The sequence below is a fragment of the Rhodococcus sp. 852002-51564_SCH6189132-a genome (assembly GCF_001665495.1).
Classification (GTDB): Bacteria; Actinomycetota; Actinomycetes; order Mycobacteriales; family Mycobacteriaceae; genus Rhodococcus; species Rhodococcus pyridinivorans.
Map to the genome: position 1 here is coordinate 24,520 of NZ_LZMJ01000056.1, position 20,363 is coordinate 44,882.

Here is a 20,363-nt window from a genome sequence, read left to right on the forward strand (position 1 = left end):
CCCGACGTCCGGCCGGCTCTTCAGCGATCGGCTGCGACGGTCACCCAGGCACGAGCGACGACGGATCCGGAAGGATCCGTGCCGATGAGCGCGACGTCCTCGACGTCCTCGTGATCGGTGCGGTAACGCTGCAACACGGTCACCGACCAGGTCTGTGATCCGGGACCCGCGGAATGTCCGTAGAACCGCATCCGGAGTCGCCGCACATCGGCGAGGTCGAACCGTTCGACAACCGAATGCAGCAGTTCGTCGGCGAGCGGGACGGACGCACCGTGCTCACCGACCGGACGCGCCGATCCGGACACGTAGACCTCGGCGACCAACCGCCCGATCTCATCGACGTATCCGAGTGTCCGGTCGAGCCGACCGGACGCCTCGTCGCGGTTGTCGCGGGACCGGCAGGCCAGCGCCTCGGTGGTGGGTGGCGCGAAGAACACGATGTCCACTTCGTCCACCGGGCCGTCTTCGAGGCGGGGCCCGGCTCCCCAGAGGGACAGCACGGTCGGGAGGGAACGGACGTCCCCGTTCGTGATCGTCACATGCCCTCCCTACCTTTCGGATCGTCCACTCAGGCGACCGGTGCGTCCGACGATGCTGCGTCGCGTGCCGCGATGTACCCGAAGACCAGGCCCTGCCCGATGGTGGCACCGGCACCGGGATAGCGGTGGCCGAACGCGTTGGCCGCGGTGTTGCCGATGGCGTAGAGACCGGCGATGGGGCTGCCGTCCTCGCGGAGGACCCGCGCCCGCTCGTCGGCGCGCACGCCACCGCACGTGCCGAGATCGCTCAGCGTCATCTTCACCGCGTAGAGCGGGCCGTGCGTGAGGGGTCGCAGGTTCGGGTTCGGCTGGACGGTCGGGTCACCGTAGTAGCGGTCGTAGGCACTGCCGCCACGTCCGAACTCGGAATCCGTTCCCGCCGCGGCGTCCTCGTTGAACCTTCCGAACGTCGCGGCGAAGGTGTCCACCGGCACGCCCATCGACGCCGCGAGTTCCGCAGCGGTGGTGCCGCGGTGGGCGATGCCCGCCTCGTACCAGGCCTCCGGGAGCGGCCGGCGCGGGAACACCCCGGCCGCGAACACGTAGCTGTTGCGGTACTTCTGGTCGAAGACGATCCACATCGACTCGATCGGATCGCCGGCACGCTCGCGTTCGAGCACCAGCTGTCCGAACGACATGTAGTCGGACGACTCGTTCGTGAACCGGCGTCCCGTCTGGTCGACGATGAACGAGCCGGGCAGCGAACGCTCGGCGAGCATGACCATCGGCGGCTTGCCCGGACGGGTCGGCGCGACGGCGGGGAACCACCATGCCTGATCCATGAGGGCGAGATCGGCACCGACCTCCTGGGCTGCCTTGATCGCGTCGCCGGTGTTGGTCTCCGCCCCGAGGCTCTCGTGGTCGAGCAGACGCTCGGACTGGAACTTGCGCCGCATCTCCATGTCGTGGTCGAACCCACCCGCGGCAAGCACCACCCCGCGACGAGCGGTCACCGTCACCTCACGTCCGTTCTGCGCTACGACGGCACCGGTGACACGATCCCCGTCGGTGAGCAGACGCACCAGCGACGTCTCGGTCCACACCGGCACACCGGCCTTCAGCACACCCGCGAACAGGCCGGCGGCGATCGCTTGCCCACCGGCGACGTATTCACGCTTGACGGCGAGACCGGCGACCCCCTGTGCGAGCCGCTTGAAGATACGCGGAAAACCCTTGTGCGGCAAGCGCAACATGAGGTTCATCCACTTGTAGTCGGCACCGGTGGTAGGCATCGGCAGGCTCGCCTCCATGAGGCCGGGACGCAGTCGACCCCGCTCCTCACCGAGGACCGACAGGTCCATGGGCAGGCACTCGCAGCTGCGGCCGACCGCCGAACCACCCGCCAGTTCGGGGTGATAGTCGGAGTAGCCCTCAGCCCAGAACAGCTTCATGGGGGTGGTGCGCTGGAGCATCTCGACGGTGGCGACACCGTTGTCGACGAAGGCCTCGCCCCGTTCGACCGGCGCCGTGCCGTCGACGACCGTCCGCACGTAGGTGTGGCCGCGCTCGACGGTGTCGCCGCTTCCCGCCGCGGTGAGTACCGGATTGGCCGGCACCCAGAACGCACCGCCGGAACGGGCGGTCGATCCGCCGACGTAGGCCGACTTCTCCACGAGGAGGGCGGACAGTCCCACCTCGTGCGCGGTGAGTGCGGCGGCCATGCCGGTACCGGACCCGATCACGAGCAGGTCGACGGTGGTGTCCTGGGCGGGTGCCACGGGCGGTACGGATGTCGGCGCCATCGACAGTCTCCTTCTCGTCGTTGTCTGCGGGACGCTAGGACAGTTGCTCAGGACGCGAAGCCGCTCGTCCCGGTCACCGGGAGATCCGGCCCGTCGACCAGGGCGCGCACCATCTTCCACACCTCCTGCCGCGCCGGCTCGCTGAGCGACAACGCGGGGAAGGTCAGGAATCCGTGGAACAGGCCGTCGAATCTGCGGTGCTGCACGGACACCCCGGCCGCGGCGAGACGGTCGGCGTAGTCGTCGCCGGACGAACACGGCGGATCGAGTTCGGCGGTGGCGACGACCGCCGAGGGCAGCCCGGCGAGCGACTCGGCGCGGGTGGGGATCAGGCGGGGATCGTCGGTGCCGTCCGGTGCGTACTGCTCCCAGTACCACCGCATCGCCGCGGCGGAGTTGTAGTAGCCCACCCCGTACTTCCGGTACGACTCGGTGTCGAAGTCGTCGTCGATCACCGGATAGAACAACGCCTGACCGAGCACCGCCGGTCCGCCCCTGTCGCAGGTGGCGATCGCGACGGTCACGGCGAGGTTTCCACCGGCACTGTCGCCGGCAAGCACGATGCGCGCCGGGTCTCCCCCGTACGACGCGACGGTCGCGGCCGTCCATTCGAGCGCGGCGTACAGGTCGTCGTGCGCGGCCGGGGCAGGGTGTTCGGGGGCGAGGCGGTAATCGACGGACACGACGACGGCCCCGACAGCCTCCGCCATCGACCGGCAGAACTCGTCGTGACTGTCGAGATCGCAGAAGACGAACCCTCCACCGTGCGCGAACACGACGACCGGGCGCGCGGCCTCGGAGGACTCGGGACGGTAGAGGCGCAACGCGAGGCCGCCTCCCGGTCCGTCGACGACGAGATCGTGTACCTCACTGGTCGTGTATCGGCGAGCGGGACCGGACGTGCTCCGCGAGCCCGTCCGAGCGCACACTCCTGACGGACCGATCGACGAAGGAGAGCGTATGACCGACGGATCGAACCGCATGCCGGCAGTACGCATCGGGATCACCAGCCCGGTCGTCACCCGGGTCCCCGGGGCCTCCGGCGACTGGGAGGCCGGCGCGGGCATCGAGGAACTGTCGCAGATCGCGGTCACCGCGGATCGGTCGGGATTCCACCACCTCACCTGCAGTGAACACGTCGCCGTACCGGCGCCCGTGGCCGCGACGCGCGGTGGGACGTACTGGGATCCGCTGGCGACCCTCGGCTTCCTGGCAGCGCGCACCGACCGGATCCGACTGGTCACCCAGGTTCTCGTCCTCGGCTACCACCATCCTCTGGAGATCGCGAAGCGCTACGGCACGCTCGACACGGTCAGCGGTGGACGCCTGACCCTCGGTCTCGGCGTCGGTTCGCTCGAGGAGGAGTTCGCGTTGCTCGAAGCCCCCTTCACTGATCGCGGCGCACGCGCCGACGATGCTCTCGCCGCCCTGCGCGCATCTCTATCGACACGCGAACCCTCCTATCACGGAGAGTATTTCGAGTACTCGGATGTGGTGGTCGATCCCTGCGCCGTGCAGCCGCGAGTTCCGTTATGGATCGGCGGCCGCACCCCGCGTTCGCTGCGACGCGCGTGCGAGTTCGGGGACGGCTGGGTACCTTTCGGGCTCCCCTTCGACGACGTGAAAACGATGCTCGCGAAGAGGCAGCCGCCGCCCGGCTTCGAGGTCGTGCTGTCGGTGACGCGGCTCGACCCGCTCGGTGACCCCGACGCGACGCGCAGACGACTCGGCCGCGCGATCGCAGCGGGCGCGACGATCGTCGGTGCCGGTGTGGACGCCGGATCCGCCGACCACTACTGCGACCAGCTCGTCGCCCTCGCCGACCTGTTCGGCAGGGAATTCGGCGATCTCGGGGTGGGGTGAGGTCGGCATCTCCCGCTGGCCGGGAGAACGGCGATGCGGTGCGCCAGCGGGTCGCTAGCCAGCGTCGACGCGACACCTTTCGTCCCGCACCACACAGGAGCGACCGTGACCGTTTCCGACACCGACGCCCGCACTCAGCGCATCCGCACCACCGTGCATGCCTATCTCGATGCCGTGGCCGCAGGCGTGGCCGCCGACATCGCCGCCCTCTACGCCGACGACGCCACCCTCGAGGATCCTGCCGGAAGCGAGCCTCGCGTGGGCCGGGCAGCGATCGCCGAGTTCTACACGGGTGTCGAGGCCACCGAGAACACCACCGAGTTGCTCACGCTCCGGATCGCCGGGTCGACCGCGGCCTTCCACTTCCGTGTGGTCACGAAGGCGGGCGAGCAGACCTACGAGATCGAGCCCATCGACGTCATGACGTTCGACGACGAGGGACGCATCACCAGCATGCGGGCGGTCTGGGCTCCCAGCGACATGCGTGTTCGCTGACCGGTCGGCGGGACAGGGTTCGCACACTGTGTCGTCGGTGACGGACACTGGAACGAACGCCGATCGATTGGAGTTTCGATGACAGCGGAACACGCGGTACTGGATCCCCGACGGATCCGCGACGTGATGGGCAACTTCTGCACGGGTGTCACGGTGATCACCGCGCTCGACGGCGACGAACCGCTGGGATTCGCCTGTCAGTCGTTCGTGTCGGTCTCGCTGGACCCGCCGCTCATCTCGTTCTGTCCCGCCCGCACGTCGACGACCTGGCCGAAGATCCGGGAGGTCGGCACCCTGGCCGTCAACGTCCTGGCCGAGAGCCAGCGCACCCTGTGCGGTGCGTTCGCGGTGAGCGGCGGCAACAAGTTCCGCGGGGTGCGCTGGGAGCCGGGCGACAACGGCGCTCCGGCGATCGAGGGAGCCCTGGCGCGGGTCGAGGCAACCGTGGAGACCGAGTACGAGGCCGGCGACCACACGATCGTGCTGGCACGGGTCACGGGGCTGACGTCGCTGCACTCCCGCGGTCCGCTCCTGTTCTTCCAGGGCACCTACGGCGGTTTCGAACGGCGGTGACGCCGAACGACAGGTGAGGGAATAGACGGTCACCGGTCGAGGTTGCTCCGAAGGTGTGCCCGGCGGCCGATACCGGGCCCCGACGCGAAGGATTACCGGTGACCGTTCCCCTCTCCATCCTCGACCTCGCACACATCGGCAAGGGCGAGACCGCCCGTGAGAGCTTCGACGCCAGCGTGAAGATGGCCCAGCTCGCCGAGCAGTGGGGTTACCGGCGCATCTGGTACGCCGAACACCACAACATGCCGACGATCGCCTCGTCGGCGACGAGCGTGCTCATCGCGCACGTCGCTGCGCACACCTCGTCGATCCGTCTCGGCGCCGGCGGCATCATGCTGCCGAACCACTCGCCGCTGACCATCGCCGAACAGTTCGGAACTCTCGCCACGCTGCATCCCGGCCGCATCGACCTCGGTCTCGGCCGCGCCCCCGGCAGCGACCAGAAGACCATGCGGGCGCTGCGCCGCGACCCGACGTCGGCCGACAGTTTTCCGCAGGACGTCCTCGAACTGCAGGCCTACCTGAAGGGTGAGTCGCGGATCCCTGGAGTCGACGCGATCCCCGGTAAGGGCACCGATGTGCCGCTGTACATCCTGGGCTCGTCGCTGTTCGGCGCGAAACTCGCTGCTCTGCTCGGTCTTCCGTACGCCTTCGCGTCGCACTTCGCGCCGCAGGCCCTCGAGGACGCGGTGCGGCTGTACCGCCGCGAGTTCCAGCCCTCCCCCGACCACTCGGAGCCGTACGTCATCGCGGGTGTCGGTGTGATCGCCGCCGATACCGCCGAGGAGGCGCAGTCGCTGTTCGAGGCGACCAAGCGGGCGCGGGTCGTCCAGATGGTCGGACGCGGGCGCACGTTCAGCGAGGAGGAGATCGACATGCTGCTCGACTCCCCCGCCGGCATGCAGGTGCTCGAGATGCTTCGGTACACCGCCGTGGGTACGCCGCAGGAGGTGCGCGACTACCTCGACCGGTTCACCGAGCGCGCGCAGGCCGACGAGTTGATCGTCGTGTCGTCGGCTCCCGGACGCGACGCGTGGCTGCGTTCGCTGGAGCTTGTTGCGCAGGTCAGCGACCTGGTCCCGGCCTGATCGACGAGGGCTTACGCGTCAGGCTACCGGCGGGTACACTTCAGCGGCCGGCCAGGCACGGCTGAGAACCACGAGTCGTCAACCGCCAGGAGCACGATGAAGTACCGCACCCGCGCTGTCGCAGCGGCAGTTCTGACCGCTGCAGCGGCGATCACCGCACCCGCCACTGCGGCCGCCGATTCCCTGCCCACCGACGGGCCCACCATCACGCTGACGATCCGCAACGACACCGATGCGCCGATGGTGCTCACGTCGACCGAGAACCCTTACGGAACATGGGTGGACGAGCCGGCCACCGTGGTGCCGGCCCGCTCCACCGAGACGGTCTCGGCGAGCAGCGCCGACCGGCGCGGGTTCGGCATCCAGATCGACTACACGATGCCCGGCGACGCGACCGTGGCGCTCATGGCCAACAACTACGGCACGGGCGTCGCGAACGGCGACGGCACCCACATCGGCGGTGCCAACCGGCACCGCTTCGAGGTCGCGACCACCGTAGAGGACGGATATCCGTTCATGACAGCGGACTTCGCCGTCACCCGACCCTGAGACGACGGACCGGGCCCGGAGGATACCTGCGTATCCTCCGGGCCCGGTTCGTATGTGCGTCGGCGTCCTGCCTCTGTGTGTCAGCGTCCCGCCGCGTCCATCACGGACAGGTGCGCGAACAGTGCGCTCGCACCGATCGGATTGCCGCCGCCGGGGTAGACGGTGCCGCTCGGTGCGGCCATCGTGTTGCCCGCCGCGTACAGGCCGGGGATCGGAGCACCCTCGCTGTCGAGCACCCGCCCGACGGTGTCGGTCCGCAGACCGCCCTTGGTGCCGAGGTCGGAGACGCCGAACTGCGCCGCGTGGAAGGGGCCCTGTTCGATCGGGACCAGCGCGGACCCACCGCCGGTGAAGGCGAGATCGTAGGGCTCGTCCCCGCGGCCGAAGTCCTCGTCGACTCCCTTAGCGGCCAGGTCGTTCCACCGCGCGACGGTCGCCTTCAGGGATTCGGCTGGCACACCGATCTGCTCGGCGAGTTCCTCGAGGGTGTCGGCGGTCTTCCACAGTCCCGCGTCGACGTACTTCTCGGTTTCGACGAGCGGCACATTCGTCGCCCCGACCGGTGGGACCTCACCGTTCCGGTCGTCGTAGATCATCCAGAACGGCAACGTCATCTCGCCGCGCTCCATGCGGGCGATGACGTCGCGGCCCAGACGGTCGTAGGGTGCGTACTCGTTGGTGAACCGCGCACCGTCCTGGTCGACGAAGATGCCGCCCGTGAAGCACAGCGCGAACGCCGAACGTCCGTCCGGGTGGGTCAGTCCCGGCGACCACCAGGCCTGATCCATCAGGTCGACGTCGGCGCCGACGGCGATGCCCGCCTCGTGGGCCTTGCCGAGATTCGACCACGGGCCCATCGAGTCCCGCGCGGCGCCGGGCACCCCGTACTTGCTGCGCATCTCGTCGTTCCGATCGAAGCCACCGGCGGCGAGGACGACACCCTTGCGCGCGCGGATCGCCCGTCGCTCGCCGTCGTTCCCGACGACCGCGCCCACGACCACACCGTCCTCGACGATCAGTTCTTCGAGCGGGGTGTTCCGGTACAGCTCCACGTTCGGGTACTTGCGCAGGGCGATGAGGAATCGTCCGACGAGCGCGCGACCTCCGATGAGCATGTCGGGCAGGGGTTCGCCGTTGCGTTCGCGGCCGAGCGGGCCGCGGATCGACTCGTTGAGCTCGGGATCGGCGGCGATGGGCAGCGGCGACGGGACGATGTGACGTCCCTGGGCACGGGCCTTGGGCGCCTTGCCGAAGTAGTCGGGCCACGGGTAGACCATGAATTCGAGATCGTCGTCGGACTCGAGGTAGTCGATCAGCGGGGCGCCGCCGCGGACATACGCCTCCTGCAGTTCGCGCGGGGTGCGGTCGCCGACGACCGCGTGGTAGTAGGTCAGTGCGTCCTCGAGGGTGTCGTCGTCACCGGCACGCTGCAGGACCGCGTTGGTGGGGAACCAAACGCCGCCGCCCCCGGAGTACGCCGTGGTGCCGCCGAAGTACTCGGATGCCTCGACGAGGATCACCGACAGTCCTTCGCGCGCAGCGGTGTACGCACCGCAGCACCCTCCGGCTCCCGACCCCACCACGAGGACGTCGCATTCTTCCGCCCACTCCGCCATGACTGTTGCCTTCCGTCGACCGTTCGTGTGGAACACGCCACACTAGGCAGACATCGAGGCTCCACAGGGCGATCGTCTCGCTGGGCGGGAGATTTTCGTTCTCGACCGATCCGGCGGATCAGTCCCGCTCGACCGCGGTGCGGTCAGTCCCGCTCGACCGCGGTGCGGTCAGTCGCGCTCGACCGCGGTGCGGTCAGTCCCGCCTGTTGCGCGGCTTCCACACGACGAGGGCGTTGCTGCGCGGAATGGGCACCAGATCGCCGCGTGTCGAACGCAACTGGGCGACCTCGGCGTTGAGTTCGGCGACACGCTGCTGCAGTGCCTCGACCTGGTTGGTCAGCTCTATGATCCGTTTGATCCCGGCGAGGTTGACACCTTCGTCCTGGGAGAGGCGCTGCACTTCGCGCAGCAGTTCGACGTCGCGCGGCGAGTACCGGCGGCCGCCGCCGCTGGTGCGGTGCGGGGTGACGAGTCCGAGCCGGTCGTAGTTACGCAGCGTCTGCGCATGCATCCCGGCGAGTTCTGCTGCCACCGAGATGACGTAGACGCGCGCATCGGGATCCGGTGACAGATTCCGTGGCATTCTCGTCTCGCTCATCACGCACCTGCCCATCCCTCTCGAGGATCGAAACCGCTTGCCTCTTCTGCACGAAGATAGTTGTGCAGCGCTTCCGTCGCCTTCTCGTCGAGATTCTGCGGGATCGCGACCTTCACCGTGACGAGAAGGTCACCGGCGCCGCCCCCGCGCTTGGGGACGCCGCGTCCGCGGACCCGCAGGACCCGGCCGTCGGCCGTTCCCGGCGGGATCTTCAGCCCGACGCGGCCGTCGAGGGTCGGCACCGAGACGGTGCCGCCGAGGACGAGTTCGCCGTAGCTGACGGGCAGCACGAGGGTCAGATCGTCGCCCTCACGCCCGAACACGCGGTCGGGACGGACGTGCACCGTCACGAACAGGTCGCCGGACGGGGCGCCGCGCAGACCGGCCTCGCCCTGACCGGCGAGGCGGATGCGCGAACCGTCCTTGATGCCTGCGGGGACCCGCACGGTGATGGTGCGGGTGCGGTTCTGCACGCCGGTACCGCGGCAGTCGCTGCAGGGGTTGTCGATGATCGATCCACTGCCCCGGCAGTCGTCGCAGGGTTCCGAGAATCCGAACGCGCCCTGGTTGCGGGAGACCACACCGCTTCCGTTGCAGTTCGGGCAGACCCGCGGGCTCGTTCCCGGCTGGGCACCGCTGCCGTGGCAGGTGGTGCACGGCGCCGGGCTGGTCATCCGCAGGGGAACCGTGACGCCCTGGACGGCGTCGCGGAAGTCGAGCGTCGTCTCGGTCTCGACATCAGACCCGCGGCGCGGACGCGAACGGCCGGCGGTGGAAGCGGTGCCGCCACCGGCGCGGTTGAACAGGCCACCGAAGAGGTCGCCGAGCCCACCGTCGCCGCCACCGCCGAACAGGTCGCCGATGTCGAAGGTCGCTCCGGTACCACCGGAGAATCCGCCGGCGCCGGGACGGAAGCCACCCGGCATGCCGCCGGAGGCGAACAGGCGCCGGGTCTCGTCGTATTCCTTGCGCTTGGCGGGATCCGACAGGACGGCGTTGGCCTCGCTGACGGCCTTGAAGCGTTCCTCGGCCGTGGCGTCACCGGGGTTGGCGTCGGGATGCAGGTCCCGCGCCAGTTTCCGGTAGGCCTTCTTGATCTCGTCCTGCGTTGCGTCGGGGGAGACGCCCAGGTCCTTGTAGAAATCCTTCTCGATCCACTCCCGCTGGCTCACCGGGCGTCTCCTCCTCTCGCGTTTTCTTGTTCTTACTCTGTGCCCGGCTCCGCCGACCGCGCGTCACCCGGCGTGTCCGCCGGATCGCCGTCGGTGACCGTCACCATCGCGTGCCGCAGGATGCGGTCGCCGAAGCGGTAACCCTTGCGGAGCACCGTCCCGAGCACCGGGTGGTGACCGTCGCCTTCCATCTGGACGGCCTCGTGCAACTCGGGATCGAAGGCGTCGCCTTCCTCACCGAACGCGACGAGTCCGACACTGTCGAACACACCGGTCAGCTTGCCGGACAGTGCCTTCAGCGGACCCGTCTCCAAGTCGCCGTGGGCGCGTGCCCGGTCGAGGTCGTCGAGGACGTCGAGGAACTTCGCCGCGACGGAGGCCTTGGCCTCCTCCGCGATCGCCGTGCGCTGCGCCTCGGCGCGGCGACGGTAGTTCGCGTACTCCGCGCTCACGCGCTGCAGGTCGGCGGTGCGCTCGGCGAGTTCCTTCGCCTCCTGCGACTGTCCTTCGGTCCGCTCGGCCTTCTCGGCGTCGCCCTCCGCAGGAACCGACTCGATCACCTCGCCCTCCTCGGCGCGCGACTCCTCGGCGGGGTCGCGCACCTCGAAGGTCTCAGGGTCGATCCGTCGCTTGTCGGTGACGGTCACCGGTTCCTGCTCGGGCTTGTCGGCACTCACTTCTTCTCCGAATCGTTCGGCTCGTCGACGACCTCGGCGTCGACGACGTCGTCGGCACCTGCGGCCGCGCCGTCACCGGCAGCGGCACCCTCGGCGCCCTGCGCCTCGTAGATGGCCTGGCCGAGGGCCTGCGACTCGGTCGCGAGCTTCTCGACGGCGGCCTTGACCGCGTTGATGTCGGAGCCGGCGAGGGCGTCGTTGGCTTCCTTGATCGCAGCCTCGACCTTCTCCTTGACGTCGGCCGGAACCTTGTCCTCGTTCTCCTTGATGAACTTCTCGGTCTGGTGCACGAGCGACTCGGCCTGGTTGCGGACCTCGGCCTCCTCGCGACGCTTGCGGTCCTCCTCGGCGTGCGCCTCGGCGTCCTTGACCATCCGGTCGATCTCCTCCTGGGACAGGCCGGAGCCTTCCTGGATCTTGATCGTGTTCTCCTTGCCGGTGCCCTTGTCGCGGGCGGTGACGTGGACGATGCCGTTGGCGTCGATGTCGAAGGTCACCTCGATCTGCGGGACGCCACGCGGAGCCGGCGCGATGCCGCCGAGCTCGAACGAGCCGAGCAGCTTGTTGTGCGCCGCGATCTCACGCTCGCCCTGGAAGACCTGGATCTGCACCGACGGCTGGTTGTCGTCGGCGGTGGTGAAGGTCTCCGACCGCTTGGTGGGGATCGTGGTGTTGCGCTCGATGAGCTTGGTCATCACGCCGCCCTTGGTCTCGATACCCAGCGACAGCGGGGTGACGTCGAGCAGCAGCACGTCCTTGACCTCGCCCTTGAGGACGCCGGCCTGCAGGGCTGCACCCACGGCGACGACCTCGTCGGGGTTCACGCCCTTGTTGGGCTCGCGGCCACCGGTGAGCTCGCGCACCAGGTCGGTGACGGCGGGCATACGGGTCGAGCCGCCGACCAGCACGACGTGGTCGATGTCGCCGACGGAAATGCCGGCGTCCTTGACGACCTGCTGGAAGGGAGCGCGGGTGCGCTCGAGGAGGTCGCCGGTGATCTTCTGGAACTCCGAGCGGGTGAGCTGCTCGTCGAGGAACAGCGGGTTCTTGTCCGCGTCGACGGTGATGTACGGCAGGTTGATCGAGGTCGACTGCGAGGACGACAGCTCGATCTTGGCCTTCTCGGCAGCCTCACGCAGACGCTGCATGGCCATCTTGTCCTTGGTCAGGTCGACGCCGTGCTGTGCCTTGAACTTGTCGACGAGCCAGTTGACGATGCGCTCGTCCCAGTCGTCGCCACCGAGGTGGTTGTCGCCGGAGGTCGCGCGGACCTCGACGACGCCGTCGCCGATCTCGAGGAGGGAGACGTCGAAGGTGCCGCCACCGAGGTCGAAGACCAGGATGGTCTGCTCCTTCTCGCCCTTGTCGAGACCGTAGGCGAGGGCAGCCGCGGTGGGCTCGTTGACGATGCGCAGGACGTTGAGACCGGCGATGGTGCCGGCTTCCTTCGTGGCCTGACGCTGGGCGTCGTTGAAGTACGCCGGGACGGTGATGACCGCGTCGGTGATGTCCTCACCGAGGTAGGCCTCCGCGTCGCGCTTGAGCTTCATCAGCGTGCGGGCGCTGATCTCCTGCGGCGTGTACTTCTTGTCGTCGATGTCCACGGTCCAGTCCGTGCCGATGTGGCGCTTGACCGAACGGATGGTGCGGTCGACGTTGGTGACCGCCTGGTTCTTGGCGGGCTGACCCACCAGAACCTCACCGTTCTTCGCGAATGCGACGACGGACGGGGTGGTGCGGGACCCCTCGGCGTTGGCGACCACAACGGGCTCGCCGCCTTCCAGAACGGAAACGACCGAGTTGGTGGTTCCGAGGTCGATGCCGACCGCACGAGCCATAATTTTCCTCCAATGTTCCTGCCGCGACGCGTGCGCGCCGCGAAAACGTTCCATGCCCGACCTGAGCCCGTTCGGCTCAGGTGAGCGCGGTCGACTCAAGCCTGCACCCGAGCGGTCCACGCCGTCAAGTGAAGTTGAGTCTTATGCGCTCAATTTGTCTGACTCGTCCAACGGCAGGTCGTGGACTTTTGTTCCGAGGGTGGCGCACATCACTTCGATCGGTCGCATCTGCTCGATTCGGGGACCGATACCCGATGTCGACAAGGCGCCACTGTCCGCACCGGTGCGCAAGGACGGGTTGTCCACAGGGACCCCGTCGATCCACAGGTGGTCGGGTCGAGGGCTTCGATGCTCCGGGTCCGTCGTCGCCGTACACGACCCTCGCTGCATGGACGAACCGAACTTCCTTCTGCGCTCCGACCTGCTGGCCGGCGGGACGACCTCGGACGAGATCCGTCAGGCTGTCCGTGTGGGACGACTGCGGAACGTCACGCGCGGTGTGTACGTCGACGGTGCCGCGGACCTCGACCCGCTCACCCTGCACCATGCGCGCGTACTGGCGCGACGGGGACGGATCACCCCGGACGCCGTCGTCAGCCATGTCTCCGCTGCGGTTCTGCACGGCCTTCCTCTCTGGGACGTCGACCTCTCCCCGGTGCACATCAGCCGCGAACGGCCGTCGAGCGGACGCCGCACCCCGACCCTCCATGTACACAGGTGCACCTATCAACCCGACGAGGTCTGCGTCGTCGCGGGTCTGCGCACCACGACCGTCGCGCGGACGGTTGTCGACCTGGCACGAACACTGTCGGTGGACTCGGCAGTCATCGCCGGCGACGCGGCGCTGCGGGCGCATCCCCATATCGCGCCCCTGCTCCTCGATGCGCTGGCATCGTCCGGCATGCGGCACGGGATCGCCGCTGCCCGGCGGACCGTTGCTTTCCTCGACGGTCGCAGCGAAAGCCCCGGCGAGTCGCTCAGCCGACTACGGATCCGGTCGGCGGGGTTACCGGCGCCGAAGCTGCAGCACGAGCTGCGGACCCCTTCCGGAGCATTCGTCGCTCGTCCCGACTTCCTCTGGGAGGACGAAGGCGTGGTCGGGGAATTCGACGGAAGGAGCAAGTACGGCTCGGACGAGCCCGGCGCGACGGCCGAGACCGTCCATCGCGAGAAGCTGCGGGAGGATGCGATCCGGGCTCTGGGCTTCGAGGTCGTGCGATGGACGTGGGCGGATCTGTTCCGCTTCGAGGCCGTCCACGCCCGCCTGGTTCGCGCCGCCGGCAGAGCCCGTCGACGTTGATTGCACGATTCGGGGACGGATGCTCGATGACGACATCGAGCATCCGTCCCTGTGCTTACGTAGATCGCGCCTCGTTCGCCTTCGTGATGAACTCGATGTGTTCGCGACTCGGCCCGCAGAACTCCTGCTCGATCTGCTGCGCGTTGTCCTCGTGCATGCGGTAGAGGCTGTCGCGTAGGCCCTCGTCGCCGCCGTGGAACTGCTCGAGCAGATCCATCCATTGCCGTGCCATCTCCTGGGCCTCCGAACAGGCCGGATCCATCCCCGAACTCAGCGCAGCGTCGACACGCGGGATGAGTTCCTGCCACGACGTCTCTGCCGCCGTGATGACGTCGTCGCCCAGCATCGCGCGTCGTTCCGCGAGGTCTGCGATCTGTCCCTTGTCGAAATACCTTTCGAAGATGTCGTCCACTTCGATCACTCCTCGGATCACGTGAAGGAAGTCGGCGACCGATGCATCCGGCGACGTTCGGACCGTGCGGGAGAGCATCTCGACCTGCGCACGCAGCGTGCGGGTCGCCGCGAGCTGATCGTCCAGGTAGGCACGGTGCGCGTCGAGGATCTCCGACAGCGAGGTGTCGCCGTCGGTGACCGTGGCGATCGCGTCCAGTGACAGCCCGAGCTGACGCAGCGCCAGCACCTGGTACAGCCTCTCGACGTCCGACTCCTCGTACAGCCGATGGCCCGACGCCGTCCGACCCGACGGCCGCACGAGGCCTATGTCGTCGTAGTGATGCAGGGTCCGCACGGTCAGGCCTGTCTCCGCTGCGAGACGCCCCACCTTCCAGTGCTGTCCGGAACGTGTCTGCTGCCCGGAACCAGTCGCCGGCATCGTCCACCCACTTCCACCGGCACTCCGTGCGCCGGCACGATCGACGCTATGACCTCACGTTACGTGAGGTGCAAGCCGAATCGTTCGGCTACAGCTCACATCTGTCGGCCGGCTCCCGCGACCAGCCCTTCCGCACTGCGCGCTGCCACCGCTGCGGCTTTCGCAGTGAACGGATCGAGCAGCGGATGTTCGGCGCGGGATCGCCAGTGCCGCACCGCATCGACGGCCGCAGCGCGGATCTCGGCAGGTGACGCGTCGTCGGCGAGACCGAGGCGCCGGGTGGCGCCGATCCCGGATCCACCGACCACGCGCTGCAGCGCCTGGACCTCCTCGTCGGGCAGTGACACCGACGACGACCGCAGTCTGCCCAGCAGGCGGAGTTCGGCGAAGCCGTGGTCGTCGGCCAGTTCGCGTCGCACGGCTCCCAGCAGCTCGTGGTCGCCGCACGCGTGCAACACCCGCTCGAGCGCCAGCAGCGCCGAATGGGTCTTGAGCTGATCGGCACGCTGACCGAACTGCACGTCGATGACCTGACGCAGCTCGTCGAGCCCGCTGCGCGCGACGAGTTCGGCGGCGAGGGACGGTGAATCGCGCGCGCCGAGCTGCACGAGCAGCACTGCGGTGCGGATGCCGAACAGACCGAACCGGTCGACGAGACGTGCCCGCATCCCGGGGTCGACGGGCAGGTCGACGTCGGGCCGCGCGAAACGGTCGGCCGACAGCATCGCGACCTGCAGTTGTTCCACCGGCACCTGTGCGAGCGCCTCGAAGGCCGCGAACTCGTTCTGCCGCAGGGTCCGTGCGGCGAGGGCGAGCAACCCGGCGACCGGCACGACCGCCTGGCACAGTCCGGTGCGTTCGAGTTCGTCGGTGAACCTCGCCGCGACCTGCTTCGCCGACATCATCGCGTCGGCACGACCCGCACCGACCTCGTCGGCGCGCGATACCACCCCGACGATGCCGAGCGGTCCCGATCCCCCGCCGACGTGCCGGCCGATCTGTTCGAGGAACTCGACGTCGGCGGCTCCGAGCGAACGCATCAGGTAGACGACGGCGTCGGCACCGGAGGCCGATTCCTCCGGGGTGAGCAGCGCCAGGGTCCGCGCCGACACGTCCTGCGACAACGACGACGTGCCCGGGGTGTCGATGATGGTGGTCTGCGCCAGCGCGCTGGCCGGCCATTCGACGTCGATGAAGTCGACGCGGTCGGCGGTGAGTTCGCCGAGGTCGAAGGTCAAACGGCCGTCGGGACGCTGCACGGGCACCGGCATGCGGCGGTTCCCGTCGTACCAGGCGTTCACCGACGGCACGGGTCCGTTGCGGTACCAGGTGACGACGCGCGTGCACTCCGTCGCGTCGGTGGGCGCGATGTCCTGTCCTACAAGCGCATTGAGTAGGGTCGACTTGCCGGCCTTGAGCGATCCGGCGAGCGCGATCCGCAACGGCTGATCGAGTCGCGCGGCGCAGTGGTCGAGCCGGTCCGCGACGGCCGGGTTCCCGCCGTACGATGCGCGTGCCCGGTCGAGCAGGTCGCGGGCGCGCGAGAGAGTCGGGGTCACGCCGACACTCCCGCGAGTTCCGCGGCGCGCTCGCGCAATCGGCCCAGTTCCGCGACCTGCGTGTCGAGTTCACCGATCCGACGGCGGCGTTCCTGTTCCTGCACGGTCGCGGCCTGGCGGGCCGCTTCGAGCGACTCGTCGAGCGAACGTAGTGTCTGCTCTGCGATCTCGGTGAAGTGATCGCGCAACTGACGCTGGATGAGCCGGAGCCGGTCCTTCGATTCCTTGCCGACCTGGAAGCTCACGTCGTCGGTGAAGGCGCGGATCGCGCTCTTCGCGTCGACGCGGCGCTTGGCGAGCCGCACCTGCTTGTCGTCGCGATACGCCTTGGTACCCAGGACGACTCCGGCTCCTACCGAGATCGGGTTCACGAGCGCCATCCCCATCAGGGTGGTGACGAGACCGAACATCAGCACGCCACCGTAAGAACCCTTCATGCCGACGAGTACCTTCTGACCGATACCGATCCGGCCCGATTCGAGATCGGACAGGTTCTCGACGGGCTCGAGCAGTCTCGACAGGTCGCCGAGATGCAACGACGGCAAGGAGTCGTCGTCGAGTGCGAAGTGCTCGGCGACCTTGCCTGCGAGCGCCTCGGCGCGTTCGTGCGCCCACACGAAGTTGTCACCGACGGATTCGGCGACCTGTTCGGCGAGCCACTGCCCCAGCCGCGGCCATTCCTTGCCCGGATCACAGTCGTCCACGGACGCTTCGGCGTCGCGGGTCACCGTGCGCAGCCGGTCGCGCAGGTCGTGGTCGATGTCGGCCGCGAGATCGGCGATGCCGTCCGACAACGTGATCTGCCACCGCGCCGCCCGCGTCCGCAATGCCTCGGTCGCGGCGCGTGCCCGGTGCAGGTCCTCGATCGCGGCGTTCCCGGAGTCGGGGTCGCGCAGGGCGGCGAGTTCGCTCTCGCATCCGAGCGCGAGATGGTCGACGACGGTCTTCACGTCGTGCGCCACCGACAGTCGCGCCGAGTCGGCGTTGCGCGCGACCACCTGTTCGCGCAGGAAGTCGTAGATCGCGTCGAAGCCGGATTCCTGCTGCAGCGAGGCGTCTTCGGTGCGCAGGGCGTACTCGCGCAGCAGGGACGAGACGGGCAGCAGCGGCAGGTCGATCCCCGCTCGCTGCAGGTGTTCGCGGTCGGCGTCGACGATCGCGCGCCAGTGCGGATACACGTCCGTCTTGGTGACGAGCACCGCCGACGCCGGGCACAACGTCTGCACCTGTCGCAGGAACGACATCTCCGGTGCGGTGAACTCCTGACTCGCATCCGAGACGACGAAGACCGCATCCGCGGTGGCCAGGAGCGTCAATGTGGCTGCTGTGTGCGGATTTCCGTGGCCTCCCACACCCGGGGTGTCGACGAACACGAGTCCGTCGGCGAGCAGCGGACTCGGCACACTCACCTCGAGCCGGTCGACGTCCCGGCCGGCGCTGCGCGGCGCGACCTGCTGCAGGTCGTCGAAGGGCACGGCGATGCGCGGCGCCGAACCGGTCGGGACGAGTTCGGCGGACGGCTCCTGCCGGTGTTGCACGAGCGTGGGGACCGCGGTGGTCTCGTCGTCGCCGACGGAACACACCTCGAGGCCGAGCAGAGCGTTCACGAACCGGCTTTTGCCCTGGTTCAGACCCCCGACGACGACCACCCGCAGTCGCGGGTCGGAGACCTTCGTACGGGCGGCCGTCAACCGGTCGGTGAGATCGTTGCGCCCGGCGCTGCGAGATCGCGCGATCGCGGAGTCGATCAGGTCGAGGAGCGCTCGGCGTCTCGAAGGATCGGATGGATGCTGCGTATCCGGTGAATGCTGCATGGGCTGCGTCGACTCGCCTTCCGTCGGTGCGGGCTCCGGACATTATGTCCCGGAGCCCGCACCGCTGCGGGTCAGGGCAGCAGTTCGTCGAGCTCGGTGGAGTCGGTGGCGCCGAGAGAGGAGTCGCCGCCGAGACCGGAGGTCGCGGTGAGACCACCCTCGCCGAACAAGCCCGCAGCTCCCGAGGCAGAGCCGAAGACGTCCTCGCCGACCGATGCCCAGCTGTCCGCACCGCCCGACAGGGCCGTATCGACCCCGCCCGACAGGGCCGTATCGACCCCGCCCGACAGGGCCGTCCCCACCTGCGTGGACAGCTCGGCACCGAGGTCGGCTGCGCTCTCCAGACCGCCGGAGACACCGAGGTCGGCAGCCGCGCCCAGGTCTGCTGCACCACCGAGATCCAACCCGTTCTCGACATCGGTGGCTGCACCCAGATCGACGGACGTTCCCAGTCCACCGGCCGCGCCGATCCCCGAGCCGATCGCCGCGCCGAGGTCCGCTCCCACGTTCACTCCGGCCCCGAGTTCCGCCGCCGCGTCCAGTGCGCCGTCGAGGGCGTAGCCGAGCTGACCGGTGGCTTCGGCACCGGCATCGAGGCTGCCGCCGATCGTCGTCGCGAGCTGCGTGCCGAGATCGGCCCCCGCATCGAGGGACGCCGACCCTGCGGCCGTCTCGAGTGCACTGCCGAGTTGCAGGCCGAGCTCGGCGCCGGCCGAGCCGCCGGTCGCGAAGGTCGAGCCGAGGACGGACGACAGATCCGATCCGAGGTTCGTCCCCGCCTGCACGGTCGAATCGACGGTCGCGCCGATACCGGTGGTCGAGCCGATGGCGACGTTCAGCGCCGACGACAGTTCGGTGGCCGCGGTGGTCTCGAGGCCGAGCGCACCTCCGAGCACCCCGCCGACCAGCGTGCCGAGTTCGACGCCCGCCCCGGCCTCAGCGTCGATCTCACCGCCACCCGAGAGGACCGCGTCGAGGTCGACACCGCCGAGCAGACCGCCCTGCGCGCTGTTCTCGATGACGGTCCCCAGCGCGGCGCCGAGATCGGCCGCAGCTCCACCGCCCGCTCCGAGCAGGGCCGAGAGGGACGCACCGAGGCCGAGCGTCGCGCCCACACCGGCGTCGAGACCGGCGGAAAGGTCGGTTCCCAGTCCGGCGCCGAGATCGGCCACACCACCGAGGACGCCGCCCAGGCTCGTGCCGAGCGCGCCGGTCAGTTCCGTGCCCACGCCGAGAACGCCACCGAGGGTCGTGCCGAGTGCGGCACCGAGTTCGGCGCCGCCCTCGAGGGCCGCGGTGAGTTCGGTCGAGAAGGTGCCGCCGACGTCGACGGCCGATTCCAGCAGGCCACCGAGGGCAAGCCCGATGTCGGCGCCGAGGGTGCCGCCGATGCCCAAGGCTCCTTCGAGGGTCGTGGCGAGATCTGCGCCGAGGCCGCCCGAGACCTCGACGGCCGCGTCGATCGCCGCGGCCAGGTCTGCAGCGGCACCGACGCCCAGGCCGAGCCCACCTTCGAGCGCTCCGGCCACGGCACCTCCGACGTCGAAGGATCCGCCGAGTTCGAGGCCTGCGTCGAGAGCACCACCGAGCGCTGCACCCAGGGAAGCGCCGAGTTCGCCACCGGCTTCGAGCGCCGCTCCGAGCTGCGCACCGAGGTCGACGACGAGCCCGGTCTGCGCGCCGACGGTCCCGCCGAGGTCCAGTCCGCCGCCGAGGTTAAGTCCGCCGCCGAGGTTAAGTCCACCACCGAGACCCAGGCCCCCACCGAGGCCTGCTCCGACACCGAGGCCCAGGCCGGCGGCGCCACCGAGGCCCGCTGCTCCGCCCAGACCGGCTGCGGCGGTGCCTGCGATCGACGCCCCGACGTTCGCCGCACCGTTCAGCGCTGCGGTCAGTTCGGCGGCGGTTCCGGCGAACAGACCACTGTCCGCAACGAGCGGGGCGACGGCGACGATGTCGGCGTGGCACACGCTGTCCAATCCGGCTTCGGCGAGGACGGCCTCGGGGTTGTTGCAGTACCGGGCGAGTTCCTTCTCGTCACGGAACAGGCTGAGGATGAAGTCGAGTACGGCGTTGGTGGCCATCGCGTGTCTCCTGAGTCGTCGGGA

Annotated in this window: 18 protein-coding genes; 6 read left to right on the top strand and 12 right to left on the bottom strand. The window is 69.0% G+C overall.

From position 1 onward, the window contains the following. Positions 1-20: 20 nt before the first annotated feature. The 3 genes from A5767_RS13190 to A5767_RS13200 are packed head-to-tail and all read right to left on the bottom strand — an operon-like array spanning position 21 to position 3,210. Complete coding sequence (locus tag A5767_RS13190) at positions 21-539, bottom strand: hypothetical protein (RefSeq protein ID WP_006553016.1); 519 nt, start codon at positions 537-539, stop codon at positions 21-23. Between the two features lie 29 nt (positions 540-568). After that, on the bottom strand, positions 569-2,281 hold the full coding sequence (locus A5767_RS13195) for a 3-ketosteroid-delta-1-dehydrogenase (protein WP_064852468.1): 1,713 nt from the start codon (positions 2,279-2,281) through the stop codon (positions 569-571). A 47-nt stretch (positions 2,282-2,328) separates the two neighbouring features. Next, positions 2,329-3,210, bottom strand: a complete 882-nt coding sequence (locus A5767_RS13200) for an alpha/beta hydrolase (protein ID WP_006553018.1) — start codon at positions 3,208-3,210, stop codon at positions 2,329-2,331. A 31-nt stretch (positions 3,211-3,241) separates the two neighbouring features. Here A5767_RS13200 and A5767_RS13205 point away from each other — a divergent pair, with 31 nt between their 5' ends. The 5 genes from A5767_RS13205 (at position 3,242) to A5767_RS13225 (ending at position 6,849) form a co-directional block, all read left to right on the top strand. Further along, positions 3,242-4,144 carry an LLM class F420-dependent oxidoreductase gene (locus tag A5767_RS13205; protein ID WP_064852469.1) on the top strand — a complete coding sequence of 301 codons (903 nt, stop codon included), beginning with the start codon at positions 3,242-3,244 and terminating at the stop codon, positions 4,142-4,144. 105 nt (positions 4,145-4,249) lie between these two features. Then, entirely contained in the window at positions 4,250-4,639 is a 390-nt protein-coding gene (locus tag A5767_RS13210) for a nuclear transport factor 2 family protein (protein ID WP_064852470.1), read from the top strand. Positions 4,640-4,717: 78 nt separating this feature from the next. Further along, a complete protein-coding gene (locus tag A5767_RS13215; RefSeq protein WP_024101914.1) occupies positions 4,718-5,212 on the top strand; it encodes a flavin reductase family protein in 495 nt (164 codons plus the stop codon). A 98-nt stretch (positions 5,213-5,310) separates the two neighbouring features. Next, positions 5,311-6,300, top strand: coding sequence for an LLM class flavin-dependent oxidoreductase (locus A5767_RS13220; RefSeq protein WP_019291024.1), 990 nt, complete (start codon positions 5,311-5,313; stop codon positions 6,298-6,300). A 96-nt stretch (positions 6,301-6,396) separates the two neighbouring features. Next, entirely contained in the window at positions 6,397-6,849 is a 453-nt protein-coding gene (locus tag A5767_RS13225; protein ID WP_006553023.1) for a hypothetical protein, read from the top strand. Between the two features lie 80 nt (positions 6,850-6,929). Here the strand turns inward: A5767_RS13225 and A5767_RS13230 are convergent, their stop codons facing one another. From A5767_RS13230 to dnaK, 5 genes are all read right to left on the bottom strand, one after another. After that, positions 6,930-8,465, bottom strand: coding sequence for an FAD-binding protein (locus A5767_RS13230; protein ID WP_064852471.1), 1,536 nt, complete (start codon positions 8,463-8,465; stop codon positions 6,930-6,932). A gap of 193 nt (positions 8,466-8,658) precedes the next feature. Continuing rightward, positions 8,659-9,063, bottom strand: a complete 405-nt coding sequence (locus A5767_RS13235) for a heat shock protein transcriptional repressor HspR (RefSeq protein ID WP_024101918.1) — start codon at positions 9,061-9,063, stop codon at positions 8,659-8,661. After that, positions 9,063-10,235 (bottom strand): molecular chaperone DnaJ, encoded by a 1,173-nt coding sequence (gene dnaJ, locus A5767_RS13240; RefSeq protein ID WP_033096234.1) that lies wholly within the window; start codon positions 10,233-10,235, stop codon positions 9,063-9,065. Before dnaJ ends, A5767_RS13235 begins: the two co-directional genes overlap by 1 nt. 32 nt (positions 10,236-10,267) lie before the next feature. After that, on the bottom strand, positions 10,268-10,912 hold the full coding sequence (gene grpE, locus A5767_RS13245) for a nucleotide exchange factor GrpE (RefSeq protein WP_006553027.1): 645 nt from the start codon (positions 10,910-10,912) through the stop codon (positions 10,268-10,270). Beyond that, the gene (gene dnaK / locus A5767_RS13250; protein WP_064852472.1) at positions 10,909-12,750 is read right to left on the bottom strand and encodes a molecular chaperone DnaK; all 1,842 of its coding nucleotides are present in this window, start codon (positions 12,748-12,750) and stop codon (positions 10,909-10,911) included. The genes grpE and dnaK overlap by 4 nt, the downstream gene beginning before the upstream one ends. Before the next feature lie 388 nt (positions 12,751-13,138). Between dnaK and A5767_RS13255 the strand changes: the two genes are divergently transcribed. Beyond that, positions 13,139-14,050, top strand: coding sequence for a hypothetical protein (locus A5767_RS13255; RefSeq protein WP_064852473.1), 912 nt, complete (start codon positions 13,139-13,141; stop codon positions 14,048-14,050). A gap of 55 nt (positions 14,051-14,105) precedes the next feature. On the opposite strand, the gene A5767_RS13260 is transcribed toward A5767_RS13255, so the two are convergent. The 4 genes from A5767_RS13260 to A5767_RS13275 form a co-directional block, all read right to left on the bottom strand. Continuing rightward, a complete protein-coding gene (locus A5767_RS13260) occupies positions 14,106-14,882 on the bottom strand; it encodes a MerR family transcriptional regulator (protein ID WP_006553030.1) in 777 nt (258 codons plus the stop codon). A 95-nt stretch (positions 14,883-14,977) separates the two neighbouring features. Next, complete coding sequence (locus A5767_RS13265) at positions 14,978-16,441, bottom strand: dynamin family protein (RefSeq protein ID WP_064852474.1); 1,464 nt, start codon at positions 16,439-16,441, stop codon at positions 14,978-14,980. After that, on the bottom strand, positions 16,438-18,255 hold the full coding sequence (locus A5767_RS13270; RefSeq protein ID WP_064852475.1) for a dynamin family protein: 1,818 nt from the start codon (positions 18,253-18,255) through the stop codon (positions 16,438-16,440). The genes A5767_RS13265 and A5767_RS13270 overlap by 4 nt, the downstream gene beginning before the upstream one ends. 71 nt (positions 18,256-18,326) lie before the next feature. Beyond that, positions 18,327-20,339 carry an IniB N-terminal domain-containing protein gene (locus A5767_RS13275; protein ID WP_064852476.1) on the bottom strand — a complete coding sequence of 671 codons (2,013 nt, stop codon included), beginning with the start codon at positions 20,337-20,339 and terminating at the stop codon, positions 18,327-18,329. Positions 20,340-20,363 lie beyond the last annotated feature (24 nt).